The organism is Microbacterium sp. UBA1097, assembly GCF_002313585.1.
Taxonomy (GTDB): domain Bacteria; phylum Actinomycetota; class Actinomycetes; order Actinomycetales; family Microbacteriaceae; genus Microbacterium.
Map to the genome: position 1 here is coordinate 24,820 of NZ_DCBW01000013.1, position 14,405 is coordinate 39,224.

Here is a 14,405-nt window from a genome sequence, read left to right on the forward strand (position 1 = left end):
GAGCCCATCTTTTTCCGCTGGGACCGCGCGCGAGGAACACGTAGTGATGCTCGAGAGGCCGGCATGGGCTCCTCCCCACACCTGAGTTCAGCGCGGGATGACACGAGTTGCCTGAACGGCCAGCCACGTGCACGGCTCGTCCAGGATGCTGAACGGATGCCGCGCCGCCACGCCCCGCTTCCTTCGACGCTGTCCACCCCCTTCGCCTATGCCGAGGCCCGAGCGATGGGTGTGACCGCCGGGCGGCTGCGCGGGTCCGATCTCGAGCGGCCGTTCCACGCCACTCGCATTCTCACCGACCCTGCGACACGCTCCGCGTTCGCGGGTCCGCAAGCGATCGACGCTCGCGTTCGCGCCCGGGTACTCGAGCGGGCCCGCGCATACAGTCGTGTGATGAGCCGGCGAGGGTTCTTCACGGGGATGACGGCAGCGGCGCTTCTCGGGTGCCCGCTGCCCGACGGCTTCGACCCTGACGCGGACCTGTCGGTTGGCACGGTGCACCCGCATCGGGCAGCGCGAGCCCGAGGCGTGGCCGGCTTTCAGACGCGCGAGCACCTTGCGCACGTGATGGATGTCGGAGGCTTGCGCGTGACGACTCCTGCGTCGACTTGGGCGATGGTCGGCGGGGAGCTTTCGGAACGGTGGCTCGTGATCATGGGGGATCACTTCGTGCGCGTTCCTCGCGACCATCGAGGTCGCGCGATGCCGAACGCGCGACTGGCCACGCCCGCACAGCTGGAGGCAGCAGCACTCGCGCCAGGGAGGCGGCATCGCAAAGCGCTCGTTCGTGCCCTGACGTCGGTGCGCGTCGGTAGTGCCTCCCGGCTCGAGACGGAATATCGGCTGGATGCCGAGGCCGCGCGACTGCCCCACATGGATCTGGATGTCGAGGTCCGCGGTGCAGACGGAGCGCTGATAGCCATTGTCGACGGCATGCACCGAGCGTTCGACCTGATCGTCGAAGTCGAAGGCGATCACCACCGGACAGATCGCGCGCAGTGGAATCGCGACATCGACAGAACGGCGGCACTGGCGGCGCAGGGGTGGGAGGTCGTTCGCCTCACCTCACGACGCATTCGAGACGGGAGCGCGACGTCGGTGGTTCGAAGCGCCCTCCACCGCCATGGATGGTCGGGACCGCGGGGCCACTAACAGCGTCGCTCCGCGCACGGCGACACGACGGCATCTGTGGGAGGGTGGATCCGTGCGCGCCTGGCTGATCCGATTCGTGACGCTTTACGTCTTCGACGTCGCCGTCCTGCTGCTGATCGGACTGATCATGCCGCAGGTCTCGGTCGGCTGGTCGGTGCTGTGGGCGGCAGTGGTGCTCGCGCTGGCGACGATCTGGGTCAAGCCTGCCTTGCGACGCTGGCTGGGAGGACGCGCCGAGCGGTCGAGCCGTGACCTCACCCGGGCTGGCACGAAACTCGTTCAGGCGGGCGTCGTGCTCGTCGTCGCCGCGATCGTCTGGATGCTCGTCGTGGTGCTGTCCGGCGTCGATGTCGCGGGCTTTTTCTGGGGGTGGATCACGCCCCCAGTGCTGCTGGCCATCGCGTGGCTCATCTATGACGCGATCGACGACCGGCTCGAGGCGCAGACCGGTCGCCTCTGGGACTCTGCCCGACGCCGGCCGTAGCTCACTCGCCTCCGCCGGCGCCGCCGTCTGAACCCGCATCAGCATCGGATGCGTCACCCTGCGCGTCGGCATCGCCCGCGGATTGGGCGGCAGCCACGCCATCCCGAGCATCGTCACCTCGATCTTTCGCCTGCCGCGATACACCGTGATGGCAGCTGTCAGCACCAGAACTGGCGCGATCACCATCAGCGTCAACAGCACCAGTCCGAATGCGACAGTCGATGCCGCCCGCGTGATCGTGAACTGGACCCCGAGGAGCGTGATCGTGCCGTCCTCGGTGACCACCGACACAGTCGACACCGCCTCCGCAACGACGTTCCATCCCGGGACACGACCGTCTGCCGTCAGGACGTAGGGAATCGGTACCCCCTGACCGTCGGCATCAACGCGCATCGGCGCGATCAGGGTCTCGGCGGTGTAACGGTCGAATGGCCACTGCTCGATGAACCCGTCGAGCGTCAGTGCAACCGTTTCGGCGCCGACGACCTCGTCGGCGCCATATTCGATCGTGCGCGCCCCATTGGTTCCCGTGACGAGCACGTGCACAGCTTCGTCCATCGAGAAGTCGTCGGATGAGTACGATCCCAGATCGGTGGGGTTGATGCGCACCGACATGGTGCTCGCCGCCCCATCGATGTCGACCGGTGTCAACGTCAACTCCAGCGGCACACCCTCGCCACCGCTGGAGGCTTCGGCATGCTCGATCCGACCCCCGGCCGCGTACAGGACGATGACGACGACGTAGAGCAGCGCGATCGCGAGAACTCCCCCGATCACGCCGATGCTGCGGGCACGGGAGCGCGCACGCGGTCGAGAAGTCACGGCGACATTGTGCCAGAGCGCAGCGACGAGGGCGTGACGCTTGTCACGACGGCGTTTTAGGGCAGCTCCGCCAGTGACCCCCGCGCGTGCGTGATGCGTCGCTCGGCTCGTCGCAACTCGCCCTCGGACGTCGATTCCGCCTCTCCGGATCCAGCCGAGTGGGCGGCGACGAGATCGAGGTTTGCACGCAGGTTCACAAGCGCCCCTCCGAGCCCCGCTCGCAGCGCCTCGCGAGCAACGGCAAGGTCGGCATCCAGGTGGTGATTGCCCACCCGGCCCAGCACGTCGAGCTCGGCGACGAGGGCGATACCCACCTCGCCCACCTCCACGGACGAACGCGCACCGTCCACCGCGGCGCGGAGCAGACGGGATTCGCGAGCGGGATCCTCGGTTGGAAGAGCGAGGGCCGCGCCCAGCGCGACGGATGCCTCACTGTCGGCATCCGATGCGTGCAGCGCACGCGTTCGAAGGACCAGGAGTCGCCGACCCGAAGCTTTCGCCTCGTCGCGGCCGGGAGTGTATTCGGCAACCATGCGCAGCAGGCCGGCCGCGAGGGCAAGCATCACCGCGCTCGCAGAACCACCGCCGGGAGCGCCCGTCGCCTCGCCGAGGCGGTCCAGCCACTGCTCGAGCGGAATCGACGCCCGCGCGTCGCTCGGATCAGCCTCTGCCATGGTCGCTAACCGCCCGGTCAGCTCGCCAGACGCTCGGCGGTCTCGACGACGTTCGCGACGAGCATCGCGCGGGTCATCGGTCCGACGCCCCCAGGGTTGGGCGAGAGCCAACCGGCGACCTCCGCCACGGCGGGATCGACATCTCCGGCAAGTTTCGCGCGCCCGGATTCGGTGGTCCCGACCCGGGTCACGCCGACATCCAGCACGGCAGCGCCGGGCGCGATCCACTCGGGCTTAACCAGGTGCGGCTGCCCGACGGCGGCGACCACGATGTCGGCCCGTCGAACCTGAGCCTCGAGGTCGGGGGTGCGCGAGTGGGTGAGGGTCACTGTCGCGTCAGTGCCCTTGCGGGTCAACAGAAGACCGAGCGGGCGACCGACGGTGATACCGCGGCCGATGACAGTGACGTGCTTTCCCGCTATTTGAACCCCATGACGGGTGAGGAGCTCGATGATCCCGGCGGGCGTGCACGGCAGCGGCGCCGGAACCGCGGTGGCGGGGTCGACGCCCAGCACGAGCCGGCCGAGGTTCGTCGGATGCAGGCCGTCGGCATCCTTGTCCGGGTCGATCAGTTCCAGGATCGCGTTCTCATCGATGCCCTTGGGCAGTGGCAACTGCACGATGAAGCCGGTGACGGCGGGGTCCGCGTTGAGCGCACGGACAGCATCCGCGATCTCGTCCTGCGTCGCCGTCGCGGGCAGCTCGACAGCGATCGATGCGACACCGACCTCCGCGCAGTCGCGGTGCTTGCCGGTGACGTAGGAGCGCGAGGCGCCGTCATCGCCGACGAGCAGAGTACCCAGGCCCGGCACGATGCCCCGCTCCGCGAGGGCAGCGACGCGGTCACGCAGCTCCCCCTTGATCGCGGCGGCTGTCGCGGTGCCATCGAGCAGTTGTGCAGTCATTCGCGTCTCCTGTCGTCATCCCGCGACATCCGCGTCCCGGGACGGATAACTACGTCCATAGGTATTCTACGGATGCCGGGTCCCGTCAGCCAGAGCCGGCTGCCGAAGCCCCGCCCACCGTTGGCCACGGGCCCGTGCACGCCGTCCTTACTGCGACAGCCCCGGGTAGAGCGGGAAGGCTTCGGTCAGCGTCGCGACGCGCGCACGCAGGGCATCGATATCGGGGTTCGGCAGCAACGCGAGCGCGATGATGTCGGCAACCTCGGCGAACTCGGCGTCCCCGAAACCGCGAGTGGCAAGCGCCGGCGTCCCGATCCGAAGACCGGAGGTGACCATCGGCGGGCGCGGGTCATTGGGGACGGCGTTGCGATTGACGGTGATCTGGATCTCGTGCAGCAGATCCTCCGCCTGCTTCCCATCGATCGCCGCGTTTCGCAGGTCGACCAGCACGAGGTGCACGTCGGTGCCACCGGATCGGACGGCGATGCCGGCATCTGCGACATCGCGCTGGGCGAGCCGGTCGGCGAGGATCTTCGCACCGCGGATCGTGCGCTGCTGCCGCTCCCGGAACTCCGGGGTCGCAGCCAGCTTGAAGGCCGTCGCCTTCGCCGCGATCACGTGCATGAGGGGGCCGCCCTGCTGCCCCGGGAAGACCGCCGAGTTGATCTTCTTCGCGATCGCTTCGTCGTTGGTCAGGATGAATCCCGAGCGGGGCCCGCCGATGGTCTTGTGCACGGTGGATGACACCACGTGCGCGTGCGGCATGGGTGAGGGGTGCACGCCGCCGGCCACGAGCCCGGCGAAGTGAGCCATGTCGACCCACAACAGCGCGTCGACCTCGTCGGCGATCTCGCGGAAGCGCGCGAAGTCCAGCTGGCGTGGGTACGCAGACCACCCCGCGATGATGACCTGCGGACGGTGTTCGAGCGCGAGGCGGCGCACCTCGTCCATGTCGATCAGACTCGTCTCGGGGTCGACGCCGTAGGCGACGATGTCGTACAGACGCCCAGAGAAGTTCGCCTTCATGCCGTGCGTGAGGTGCCCGCCGTGATCGAGAGATAGACCCAGGATCGTGTCACCGGGGCGGGCGATGGCGTGCAGGACCGCGGCATTGGCTGTCGCGCCCGAGTGGGGCTGCACGTTCGCGTACGCGGCACCGAACAGGTCCTTCGCGCGCGCGATCGCAAGCTCTTCGGCCACGTCGACCTCTTCGCAACCGCCGTAGTAGCGCTTGCCCGGGTAGCCCTCGGCGTACTTGTTCGTGAGCACCGAGCCCTGCGACTGCAGCACCGAAACGGGAACGAAGTTCTCGGAGGCGATCATCTCGAGGTAGCTCTGCTGACGAGCGAGCTCCCGGTCGAGGACCTGAGCGATCTCGGGATCGACTTCGGCGAGTGGGGCGGTGAAGAACGAGTCGCTCATGGCGTGTGCTCCTTGTGCTGCGGGGCGGGGACGACGGCTTCGGGTGGGGTTCCGTCTCGACCCAGGCGTGCGGTCGAGTACCGTGTCGGTCGCTCCCCGGTGGTCATCCACCTCAACGCCAGTCGCGACACCCCGAGCATAGCGGATCGCGCTACGCCCTCGATCCGCGACCGAGCGGTTGGTAGAGTGACTCAACGCTATTTGTTAGGACTCTTTACATGACCGGGACGCAGCCCCGTGACGCCGCCGCCTTCCCGTGGCCGGTTCCTCTCCCCCGCGACGCGGCAGCGGTCGAAGGACCGGGATTCACCCTGCAAGCGCGGACGGCGGTCACCGGCGACCAGACCGTGATCGGCATCCTCACGAAGCTCGTGTCTGCGCGAACGGACGGCGAGATCAACCTCGATTCCACCGCGACGGGCCCCGGCATCTCGCTTGTCATCACGGATGCCGAAACTCCCGAGTCCTACCGACTGAACGCCTCCGCGGACGGCGTCGAGGTGATCGGGTCTGACGCCGCTGGCCTGTTCTACGGCATCCAGACCCTCGCGCAGCTGATCGAACGCACGCCGGATGGATGGCGCATCCCGGCCGTAGAGGTTGCCGACGCGCCGCGCTTTGCGTACCGGGGCGTCATGGTCGATGTCGCGCGCCACTTCTTCCCCGTCGAGGTGGTGCTCGGCGTCATCGACCGAGCCGCGCAGCTCAAGCTCAATCACCTCCATCTGCACCTGACCGATGACCAGGGGTGGCGGATCGAGATCCCCTCGCGCCCCGAACTGACCCGGTTCGCATCCGGTACCGCCATCGGCGGGGACTCCGGCGGCTTCTACACCGCCGAGGACTACGCCCGGATCGTGGCGTACGCAGCCGCTCGGCACATGACCGTCGTGCCCGAGATCGACCTTCCCGGACACACCCATGCGGTCGGCCTCGCCTACCCCGACATCGTCGAGCCTCCCGTGCTCTCGGAGCACATCCGCGAGGTCGTCGAGGCGTACGGCAGCACGCTTCCGGTCGCGGGCGAGCCATACGAGGGCATCGCGGTCGGCTTCTCCTCGTTGCGGATCGGCGACCCGGCGACAGAAACCTTCGTGACGGATGTCGCCGCCGACCTGGCCGCGATAACTCCCGGACCCTACCTTCACGTCGGCGGAGACGAGGCCCTCGGCACGGATCCGGCCGACTACGCCGCGTTCGTGAGCCTCGCGTCACGCATCGTCGCGGATGCCGGGAAGGTGCCCGTGATGTGGCACGAAGCTGGTGCGGCCAGTGACCTGCATCCGGGAAGCGTCGGTCAGTACTGGGGATTCGTCTCGCCGACCGACGGTATGGACGAGAAGGCGCGGGGCTTCGTTGCGCGCGGCGGACGCGTCATCCTGTCGCCTGCCGACGCGGTCTACCTCGACATGAAGGATTCCGCGGATTCGGAGCTCGGCCTGACCTGGGCGAACGGTGTCACGAGCGTGGAACGCGCCTACGCATGGGAGCCGGGGGCGGTGCTCGACGGGGTGGCCGAGAGCGACATTCTGGGCGTCGAAGCACCGCTGTGGACCGAAACCGTGCGCACAGCTGCCGACATCGACGCGCTCATGTTCCCGAGGATCGCTGCCGCGGCCGAGGCAGCCTGGTCACCGGCTACCGGCGAGCACCCGCTACGCAGCTGGGAGTCGTTCCGCGAGCGGGTCGGCGCACTCGACGGTCTGTGGAGCGCCCTCGGCATCCGGTTCCGCCGATCGCCTGAGATCCCCTGGAGTGGCGAGGGAGCATCGTGAGCACCACGATCATCCACAGCGCGCGGCTCGTCGCGGACGGCGCCGAGACGAGCAACGCCTGGGTCGAGATGCAGGGCGGCACCATCGCTGCCGTGGGAGAGGGAGAGACCTGGCGGTCACGAGCCGCGGCGGCGACAATCATCGATGCGCGGGAGGTCGCCGGACCCGGCGCCATTCTCACACCGGGGTTCGTCGACATCCATGGTCACGGCGGCGGTGGGTTCTCGTACGAGGGCGACGAGTCAGGCATCCGCGCCGCCCGCGCGCTGCACCTCGCACACGGCACGACACGGGCAGTCCTCTCCCTCGTTTCGGGCTCGCTCGAGCACCTCACCACCCAGGTCGCGCGGATCGCGGCGATGACGCAGACGGATGCCGACATCCTCGGCTCCCATCTCGAGGGGCCGTTCCTCGATCACGGTCACCGCGGCGCACACGATCCCGCGGCCTTGCGCGCGGCGACGCCGGACGCCGTCGCAGCGTTGCTCGAGGCCGGCGCGGGGACGATCCGGCAGGTCACGCTGGCACCGGAGCTGCCCGGCGCGGCGGAGGCGATCCGCGCCTTTCGGGAGGCGGGCGTCTGCGTCGCCGTCGGCCACACGGATGCCGATCTCGACGCGACACGTGCGGCGTTCGAAGCCGGCGCGACCATCCTGACCCACGCGTTCAATGCGATGCCTCCCCTGCACCACCGCGCGCCGGGCCCCGTCGGCGCTGCAACCGCCGCCCCGCGCGTGACGCTCGAGGTCATCGCTGACGGCGTGCACGTGCATCCCGAGCTCATCCGGATCCTGTTCGCCGCAGCACCCGGACGGATTGCGCTCATCACCGACGCGATGGCCGCGGCGGGCGTCGGCGACGGTAGGTACACGCTGGGCTCGCTCGAGGTCGAGGTCGTCGACGGTGTCGCCCGCCTCGTGGAGACTGGCGCGATCGCGGGGTCAACCCTGACGCAGGATGCTGCGCTTCGCGTGGCCCTCGAGGCAGGCGTCGACCTGCCCGCGGCCGTCGATGCGCTCACCCGCACGCCGGCCGCGGTGATCGGTGTGGCGGATCGCCACGGCAGCCTGCGCCCGGGCTTCGCCGCTGACGCCGTGGTGATGGATGCCTCGCTCCAGCCCCGAGCTGTCTGGCTCGACGGGCGGCGCATGCACTGAGGCCAGCATCCTTCCCTGCGGCAACGGAAAGATGGGCGCGAACTGTCGTCTCCCAGTCCAGACGCGACGATTCGCGCCCACCTTTGCCGCGACAACGACCAGATGCGCCCAACTCACGCGGCCTAGACTGGAAACATGCCCGAATCAGCGACCCCGTCCGGCGTTCCCGCAGGGACCCGCCCGGCGTTGAGCGCGGTCGACGTGCTCGCCGTTCTGTGCGAACTCTTCGCGTTCGGGACTCTCGCGTTCTGGGGCTTCGCCGCCTGGCCCTTCCCCTGGAACATCGTCGCCGGCATCGTCGCGCCGGTGGTCGCCATCCTGCTGTGGGCGCTGTTCGTTTCGCCCCGGGCCGTCATCGTCGTCCACCCGTTCCTGCGGGCCGTGGTCGAACTCCTCGTGTATGTCTCGGCGACGATCGCCTGGTGGAGCGTGGGCCTTGTCTGGGTCGGCCTGATCTTCGGGGTCATCGCCGTCACCGTCGGCGTGCTCGCGGGGCGCCGCCGGCTGGCATGAGCGACCGAGAGGTCCTCGCGCAGCTGCGTGCCGAACTCGGCGACGCGCTCGACACGTCGGATGCCTCTCTCGAGGCCGCCCGCGCCGACAAGTCTGGGCACGCCAGCACCGGCCGTCCTCTCGCGGTCGTGCGCGCCCGGAACGTCGAAGACGTGCAGGCGACGCTGCGCATCGCGTCGGCCACGGGGACACCCGTCGTCACCCGCGGTGCCGGCACGGGGCTCGCGGGCGGTGCGAACGCCGGACCCGGCGAGATCGCCCTCTCGGTTCGGGCGATGGATCGCATCGTGGAGGTACGGCCCGACGACCTGCTCGCCGTGGTCGAGCCCGGCATCCTGAACGCGGACCTGAACCGCGCGCTTGCCGAGTACGGCCTCTGGTGGGCGCCCGACCCCGCCAGCCGCGACATCTCCACAGTCGGCGGCAACATCGCCACGGGAGCGGGCGGACTACTGTGCGCCAAGTACGGCGTGGTGCGGGATGCCGTCCTCGGCGTCGATATCGTCCTCGCAGACGGCCGACTCCTGCACCTCGGCCATCGCACGGTCAAGGGCGTCACAGGGCTCGACCTCACATCCCTCGTGATCGGTTCCGAGGGCATCCTCGGCGTCGTGGTTGGTGCGACCCTGAAGCTGCGGCGACTCGTGCCCGGCGAGGTGTGCACCATCGCCGCAACCTTCACGGATGTCGGCACCGCCGCGAGTGCGTGCAGCGCAGTCACCGCCACGGGACTGCAACCAGCGATCATGGAGCTGCTGGATGCCGCAGCCCTGACGGCCATCCATGAGTTGCTGGGCCTTGCCGCGCCGACCCCGGGCGCGGCGCACGTGACGATCCAGACCGATGGCGCTGCGGCGGCAGCTGACGCGGCGGCGATCACCGCGGTCCTCGAGGCAGCGGGAGGAACCGTCGCCGTGTCCACCGACCGCGACGAGGGCGAGCGGCTTCTCGCGATCCGCCGGTCGGTGCATCCCGCGATGGCACGCCTGGGCACGACCCTCATCGAGGACGTTTCGGTACCACGCTCAGCGCTCGCGGCGATGTTCGCGCGCATCGCCGACATCGAGCGCCGCTACGGCCTCGTGATCCCCACCGTCGCTCACGCTGGCGATGGGAACCTGCATCCGAACTTCATCTTCGACGGTCCCGACGTGCCCGCGGCGATCTGGGAAGCCGCCGATGAGCTGTTTCGTGCCGCGCTCGAGCTCGGCGGAACTCTCACCGGCGAGCACGGCATCGGGGTGCTCAAGCGACGGTGGCTCGCTGACGAACTCGGCGATGACCAGTGGGAGCTGCAGCGCCAGATCGCGCGTGTCTTCGATCCGCAGGGGATCCTGAACCCCGGCAAAGTGTTCGGGCCGTGAGCGACACCGTGAGTGGGGTCATCCACGTCAGCGCGGCAGTCATCGTGTCGACCGACGGCCGCGCCCTCGTCGTGCGCAAGCATGGCGCTACCGTCTTTCAGCAACCGGGCGGAAAGCCCGACCCCGGCGAGAGCGCGATGGATGCCGTCATCCGTGAGATCGCAGAAGAGACCGGCATCCGGGCCGCGGCTGAAGATCTCGTCCCGCTCGGCCGGTTCGAAGCTGCCGCGGCCAACGAGCCGGGACACCGCGTCATCGCCGATGCGTTCGTGCTGCGAGTGAGCGAGGCCCGAGCTGACGCCAGCGCCGAGATCGCTGAGCTGCGCTGGATCACCGAGCACGAGGTTGCATCGACGCCGCTCGCACCCCTCAGCCGAACGCACCTGATCGGTTTCGCGTGGAGTGACTCCGCTGCTTAACCCCAGCCCTGCCGGCGCACGGCGCTCGGCCTACAAGCCCTGCCAGTCCGGCTTGTTCGCGTAGGCATACCGGTAGTACTCGGCCCGAGCGAGTTCGGCTGCGGCATCCTCATCGACGACGACGGTGACGTGCGGATGAAGCTGAATCGCCGAACCGGGGACGGATGCCGACAGTGGGCCCTCGACGGCGGCGGCGAGAGCCGCGGCCTTGGAGCTCCCGAACGCGAGGAGCACGAGGTGGTCTGCCTCGAGAATCGTGCCGAGGCCCTGCGTGATGCAGTGCATCGGCACCTCGTCCGGCGAGGCAAAGAAGCGCGCATTGTCGGTGCGTGTCTGTTCCGTGAGTGTCTTGACGCGCGTGCGAGAGGCGAACGACGAGCCCGGCTCGTTGAAACCGATGTGCCCGTCGGTGCCGATCCCGAGGATCTGCAGGGCGATGCCACCGGCGTCCATGATCGCTGCCTCATAGATCTCGCCGGCGTGCGCGACTCCGTCGAGACGCCCATCGGGGACGCGAATGCGCGCCGGGTCCAGCCCCAACGGCTCGACCACTTCGCGCGTGATGACCGACCGGTAGCTCTGCGGGTGCGCGGGATCGAGGCCCACGTACTCGTCGAGGGCGAACCCGCGCACCGTTGACAGGTCGACGCCCGCGAGGGCGGGCACCAGCGCCTGATATACCGGGAGCGGCGTCGAGCCGGTCGCGAGTCCGAGCACGAGGTCAGGCGTCGCGCGGATACGCCGCGCGATCTCGCTCGCGACCAGCTTCCCGCCTGCCTCGCGGCCCGGGACGATGATGACTTCAGCCATGGGAAAGAACCTCTCTTTCGTCTGCAGCTTCAGTGCCGATGAGCGCCGCTCCGAGCGCTGCGGCAGGCGCACCCGCGGGGAGGATCTCAACGCGGTCGACCAGCTGGAGTGAACGCAGGAATGCCGATTCCCGCGCGCTCGCCTCCAGCTGAGCAGCCACCTCGCTCTGCAGTCGGGTGCCGAGAGCGGTGATGCCGCCGCCGAGGACCACGGTGTCGACATCCGCGGTGAGCACAAGCACCCGGATAGCGGCGGCGACGCCTCGGGCGAGGTCGGTTCGCACCAGCACGGCTGCCGCATCACCGCCGTCGGCAGCGTCGAAGACGTCTCGAATCGGGAGCGCGCCGGGCCTGCCCCACCGGGCTGACACCGCGCCTCCGCCGGCCAGCGCCTCGATGCAGCCGCGTTGGCCGCAGCGGCACACGGGTCCCGCCGGATCGATCGACAGGTGCCCGATCTCTCCGGCACCACCGCGCGCCCCGCGCCAGAGCACGCCACCCGTCACGATGGCGGCGGCTATCCCCGTCCCGAGGTTCAGATACCCCATCGAGAGCGTCCCGCCCCGCAGCGAGGCAGCACCCAGTGCCGCTGCCTTGACGTCGTTCTCGACGCGCACGGGCACTCCGAGAACCGGAGCGACGGCGGCGGCAAGATCGAGCGTCTCGACGCCGAGGTTGACGGCGTGTTCGACCCGGCCTGACCCCGGTTCGATCCGGCCGGGAATCCCGATCCCCACCGACCGGACATCCGCCGCTGTGAGCGCGGGATCAGCCTGCAGATTGGCGACCGCGTCGAGGATCGTCTGCACGACGGCATCCGGACCCCACCCGGTGGCCAGGCGCGTGCGGGCGACGATGGTGCCGTTCGGGGCTACGGCGACAGCATCCGTCTTGGTTCCCCCGACATCGAGGCCGAGTCTCATCGTCCGCCCCCGATCGAGAGGCGGTGGGTGGTGCACATTCTCATCAGCCCTTTACCGCTCCGGCGACAAGTCCACCGGTCATTCGGCCCTGAACGATGAGGAAGAAGATGACCACCGGCAGAGCGATCAGGGTGGACCCGGCCATCACCGCTCCCCAGTTCACGGCGCCGCCCACCGACGAGGACTGGAAGGCATTGAGCCACGGCATCAGCGTGAGGTTGTAGCCCTTCATCATGAGCAGAGCCATCGTGAACTCGTTCCACGACTGGATGAACGCGAAGATCCCGGTGGCCACGAGGCCCGGCGCGAGCAGCGGGAACGTGACCTTCCAAAAGGCCTGAGACTTGGTGCAGCCGTCGATCATGGCTGCCTCTTCGAGGTCGGCGGGAACTCCCGCGACGAACCCGCGCAGGGTCCAAATCGTGAAGGGGATCACGGCGGCGGTGTACACGATTCCGAGCCCCAGCAGCGTGACGATGAGGACGCCGACGGTGACGGTCACGGTGGTGCCCAGCGCGTGCGGGAAGTCGGTCTGGCCCGGGGCAGCCTCCCGTGTCCACGCCGTGATGTAGTTCTCGAGGGTGAAGTCCAGTGGCACGAAGCTCGGGTCGCGGCTGATGATCTCGTTCGTCGGGGTGAACGACATGTTCACCATCCAGTAGACGGGGAACACCGACATCACGAACACGACAGCTGCCGCGATGTTCAGCAGGGTACGCGTCACGACCTTGCGCGGGCTCGGTCGGCGCGCTCCCTCGAGCCGCGGGGAACGCGTACCGCGAGGACGGCCGCGGGGCTCGTCGTCGATGCCGATAGTGCCGAGTTGGGTGGCGGGGGTGACCTGAGTACTCACAGCTCCTCCTCCTTGAGCGTCGTGCGTACGTATCCCCACGAGAGGACAAGCAGCAGGATGACCATCACGACACCGATCGCCGCGGTGGCGCCGAACTCACCGACCCCCTGCCGGAACAGGTAGGTGCCGAGCACGTTCGTCTCGGAGGCCAGTCCCCCGCGGCTTTGCAGCGCATACACCTGCGTGAAGATCCGGAGGTTCCAGATGATCTGCAGCACGAGCACAACGGTGAGAACGCTGCGCAGGTAGGGGAAGACGATGAGCCGGAACCGTGACCAGCCGGTCGCGCCGTCCAGCGATGCCGCCTCGAGCACCTCATCCGGAACCTGACCGAGGGCGGCGTAGGTGGTGAACGCCACGAACGGCACCGACTGCCACACGATGATGATCGTGAGAACCATGAAGAACGACCAGGGGTTCAGCAGCCACGAGTGGTTTGTCCAGTTCTCGGTGCCGGTGAGGGTGTTGAGCATGGAGTTGACCAGGCCGTACTCGGTGTCGAAGATCCATCCCCACACGACTGTCGCCGTGAGGGGTGGCATCGCCCACGCGACCAGCAGACCGATCGACACGACGATCCGCCATGCGCGGCTCAGCCGCACCATGAGGACCGCGACGAGGATGCCGAGACTGAGGTTCAGCACCGTGAGCACGATCATGATCCCGAGGCTGCGCATGAGCACGGCCGGGAAGTCGGACTTCGTGAACAGGTCGACGTAGTTCTCAAACCCGACGAAGGTCGGCCAGGTGCCCTGAACCTTGTTCTTGACGGTGTAGTCAGTGAAGGACTGCACGACCATCAGGACCGCGGGGTAGACGGTCATCACCCCGATGACGATCAGGGCCGGCGTCAGCAGGCCCCAGGCGTTCCGGGCCTCGCGGCGGTTCCTGCGCTTGACGCGGTCGGCGATCAGGTTCGGCGGAGGCGGCGAATCGGAAGCCGTCGATGCGGCGAGAGTGGTGGTCACGGCGATCCCTCCTTTCTGCGGCGGATGGCGGGTACGACGAACGACGGCATGCGTCGATCATCACGGACGGATGGTCCGATCACTCGGTTCGGTGCACGACCGGGAAACTCATGCATCGGACGGAGCCATCGGGCACGTGGTCGGGGTGCCGCCGCGCGGGGAGGC

Annotated in this window: 14 protein-coding genes and 1 riboswitch; of the genes, 6 read left to right on the top strand and 8 right to left on the bottom strand. The window is 68.6% G+C overall.

The window, feature by feature from the left end:
- The first annotated feature begins 156 nt into the window (after positions 1 to 156).
- Positions 157 to 1,152 (top strand): DUF559 domain-containing protein, encoded by a 996-nt coding sequence (locus tag B4F19_RS03430; protein ID WP_292732831.1) that lies wholly within the window; start codon positions 157 to 159, stop codon positions 1,150 to 1,152.
- Here the strand turns inward: B4F19_RS03430 and B4F19_RS03435 are convergent.
- The 4 genes from B4F19_RS03435 to glyA all read right to left on the bottom strand — a co-directional run bounded on the left by B4F19_RS03435 (position 1,061) and on the right by glyA (position 5,459).
- A complete protein-coding gene (locus tag B4F19_RS03435; RefSeq protein WP_292732832.1) occupies positions 1,061 to 2,458 on the bottom strand; it encodes a DUF4436 family protein in 1,398 nt (465 codons plus the stop codon). The genes B4F19_RS03430 and B4F19_RS03435 overlap by 92 nt on opposite strands.
- A gap of 56 nt (positions 2,459 to 2,514) precedes the next feature.
- A complete protein-coding gene (locus B4F19_RS03440; RefSeq protein WP_292732834.1) occupies positions 2,515 to 3,132 on the bottom strand; it encodes a cyclodeaminase/cyclohydrolase family protein in 618 nt (205 codons plus the stop codon).
- 17 nt (positions 3,133 to 3,149) lie between these two features.
- The gene (locus tag B4F19_RS03445) at positions 3,150 to 4,037 is read right to left on the bottom strand and encodes a bifunctional methylenetetrahydrofolate dehydrogenase/methenyltetrahydrofolate cyclohydrolase (RefSeq protein ID WP_292732836.1); all 888 of its coding nucleotides are present in this window, start codon (positions 4,035 to 4,037) and stop codon (positions 3,150 to 3,152) included.
- 147 nt (positions 4,038 to 4,184) lie between these two features.
- Entirely contained in the window at positions 4,185 to 5,459 is a 1,275-nt protein-coding gene (gene glyA / locus B4F19_RS03450) for a serine hydroxymethyltransferase (protein WP_292732838.1), read from the bottom strand.
- Between the two features lie 52 nt (positions 5,460 to 5,511).
- Positions 5,512 to 5,595: riboswitch (ZMP/ZTP riboswitch) on the bottom strand.
- An 82-nt stretch (positions 5,596 to 5,677) separates the two neighbouring features.
- Between glyA and B4F19_RS03455 the strand changes: the two genes are divergently transcribed.
- The 5 genes from B4F19_RS03455 (at position 5,678) to B4F19_RS03475 (ending at position 10,687) form a co-directional block, all read left to right on the top strand.
- A complete protein-coding gene (locus B4F19_RS03455; protein WP_292732839.1) occupies positions 5,678 to 7,234 on the top strand; it encodes a family 20 glycosylhydrolase in 1,557 nt (518 codons plus the stop codon).
- Complete coding sequence (gene nagA, locus B4F19_RS03460) at positions 7,231 to 8,391, top strand: N-acetylglucosamine-6-phosphate deacetylase (RefSeq protein ID WP_292732840.1); 1,161 nt, start codon at positions 7,231 to 7,233, stop codon at positions 8,389 to 8,391. Before B4F19_RS03455 ends, nagA begins: the two co-directional genes overlap by 4 nt.
- Positions 8,392 to 8,526: 135 nt before the next feature.
- A complete protein-coding gene (locus B4F19_RS03465; protein ID WP_228179151.1) occupies positions 8,527 to 8,904 on the top strand; it encodes a YrdB family protein in 378 nt (125 codons plus the stop codon).
- Positions 8,901 to 10,268 carry an FAD-binding oxidoreductase gene (locus B4F19_RS03470; RefSeq protein WP_292732841.1) on the top strand — a complete coding sequence of 456 codons (1,368 nt, stop codon included), beginning with the start codon at positions 8,901 to 8,903 and terminating at the stop codon, positions 10,266 to 10,268. The genes B4F19_RS03465 and B4F19_RS03470 overlap by 4 nt, the downstream gene beginning before the upstream one ends.
- Positions 10,265 to 10,687: an NUDIX hydrolase gene (locus tag B4F19_RS03475; RefSeq protein ID WP_228179149.1), complete on the top strand. Its 423-nt coding sequence runs from the start codon at positions 10,265 to 10,267 to the stop codon at positions 10,685 to 10,687. Before B4F19_RS03470 ends, B4F19_RS03475 begins: the two co-directional genes overlap by 4 nt.
- Positions 10,688 to 10,717: 30 nt before the next feature.
- Here B4F19_RS03475 and nagB read toward each other — a convergent pair whose 3' ends face one another.
- From nagB to B4F19_RS03495, 4 genes are read right to left on the bottom strand one after another with little or no spacing between them, the layout of a single operon-like run.
- Positions 10,718 to 11,497 (bottom strand): glucosamine-6-phosphate deaminase, encoded by a 780-nt coding sequence (gene nagB / locus B4F19_RS03480; RefSeq protein WP_292732842.1) that lies wholly within the window; start codon positions 11,495 to 11,497, stop codon positions 10,718 to 10,720.
- Positions 11,490 to 12,419, bottom strand: a complete 930-nt coding sequence (locus tag B4F19_RS03485) for an ROK family protein (protein ID WP_292732843.1) — start codon at positions 12,417 to 12,419, stop codon at positions 11,490 to 11,492. Before B4F19_RS03485 ends, nagB begins: the two co-directional genes overlap by 8 nt.
- Positions 12,420 to 12,462: 43 nt before the next feature.
- Positions 12,463 to 13,272: a carbohydrate ABC transporter permease gene (locus tag B4F19_RS03490; protein ID WP_292732844.1), complete on the bottom strand. Its 810-nt coding sequence runs from the start codon at positions 13,270 to 13,272 to the stop codon at positions 12,463 to 12,465.
- Entirely contained in the window at positions 13,269 to 14,240 is a 972-nt protein-coding gene (locus B4F19_RS03495; protein WP_292732845.1) for a carbohydrate ABC transporter permease, read from the bottom strand. The genes B4F19_RS03490 and B4F19_RS03495 overlap by 4 nt, the downstream gene beginning before the upstream one ends.
- Between the last annotated feature and the right edge of the window lie 165 nt (positions 14,241 to 14,405).

What these genes read in the sequence shown, in the direction of transcription:
- B4F19_RS03485 (WP_292732843.1), bottom strand. Translation starts at nt 12,419, where the DNA reads ATGAGACTCGGCCTCGATGTCGGGGGAACCAAGACGGATGCTGTCGCC.
- B4F19_RS03470 (WP_292732841.1), top strand. Translation starts at nt 8,901, where the DNA reads ATGAGCGACCGAGAGGTCCTCGCGCAGCTGCGTGCCGAACTCGGCGAC.
- B4F19_RS03465 (WP_228179151.1), top strand. Translation starts at nt 8,527, where the DNA reads ATGCCCGAATCAGCGACCCCGTCCGGCGTTCCCGCAGGGACCCGCCCG.
- B4F19_RS03440 (WP_292732834.1), bottom strand. Translation starts at nt 3,132, where the DNA reads ATGGCAGAGGCTGATCCGAGCGACGCGCGGGCGTCGATTCCGCTCGAG.
- B4F19_RS03430 (WP_292732831.1), top strand. Translation starts at nt 157, where the DNA reads ATGCCGCGCCGCCACGCCCCGCTTCCTTCGACGCTGTCCACCCCCTTC.
- B4F19_RS03445 (WP_292732836.1), bottom strand. Translation starts at nt 4,037, where the DNA reads ATGACTGCACAACTGCTCGATGGCACCGCGACAGCCGCCGCGATCAAG.
- glyA (WP_292732838.1), bottom strand. Translation starts at nt 5,459, where the DNA reads ATGAGCGACTCGTTCTTCACCGCCCCACTCGCCGAAGTCGATCCCGAG.
- nagB (WP_292732842.1), bottom strand. Translation starts at nt 11,497, where the DNA reads ATGGCTGAAGTCATCATCGTCCCGGGCCGCGAGGCAGGCGGGAAGCTG.
- B4F19_RS03455 (WP_292732839.1), top strand. Translation starts at nt 5,678, where the DNA reads ATGACCGGGACGCAGCCCCGTGACGCCGCCGCCTTCCCGTGGCCGGTT.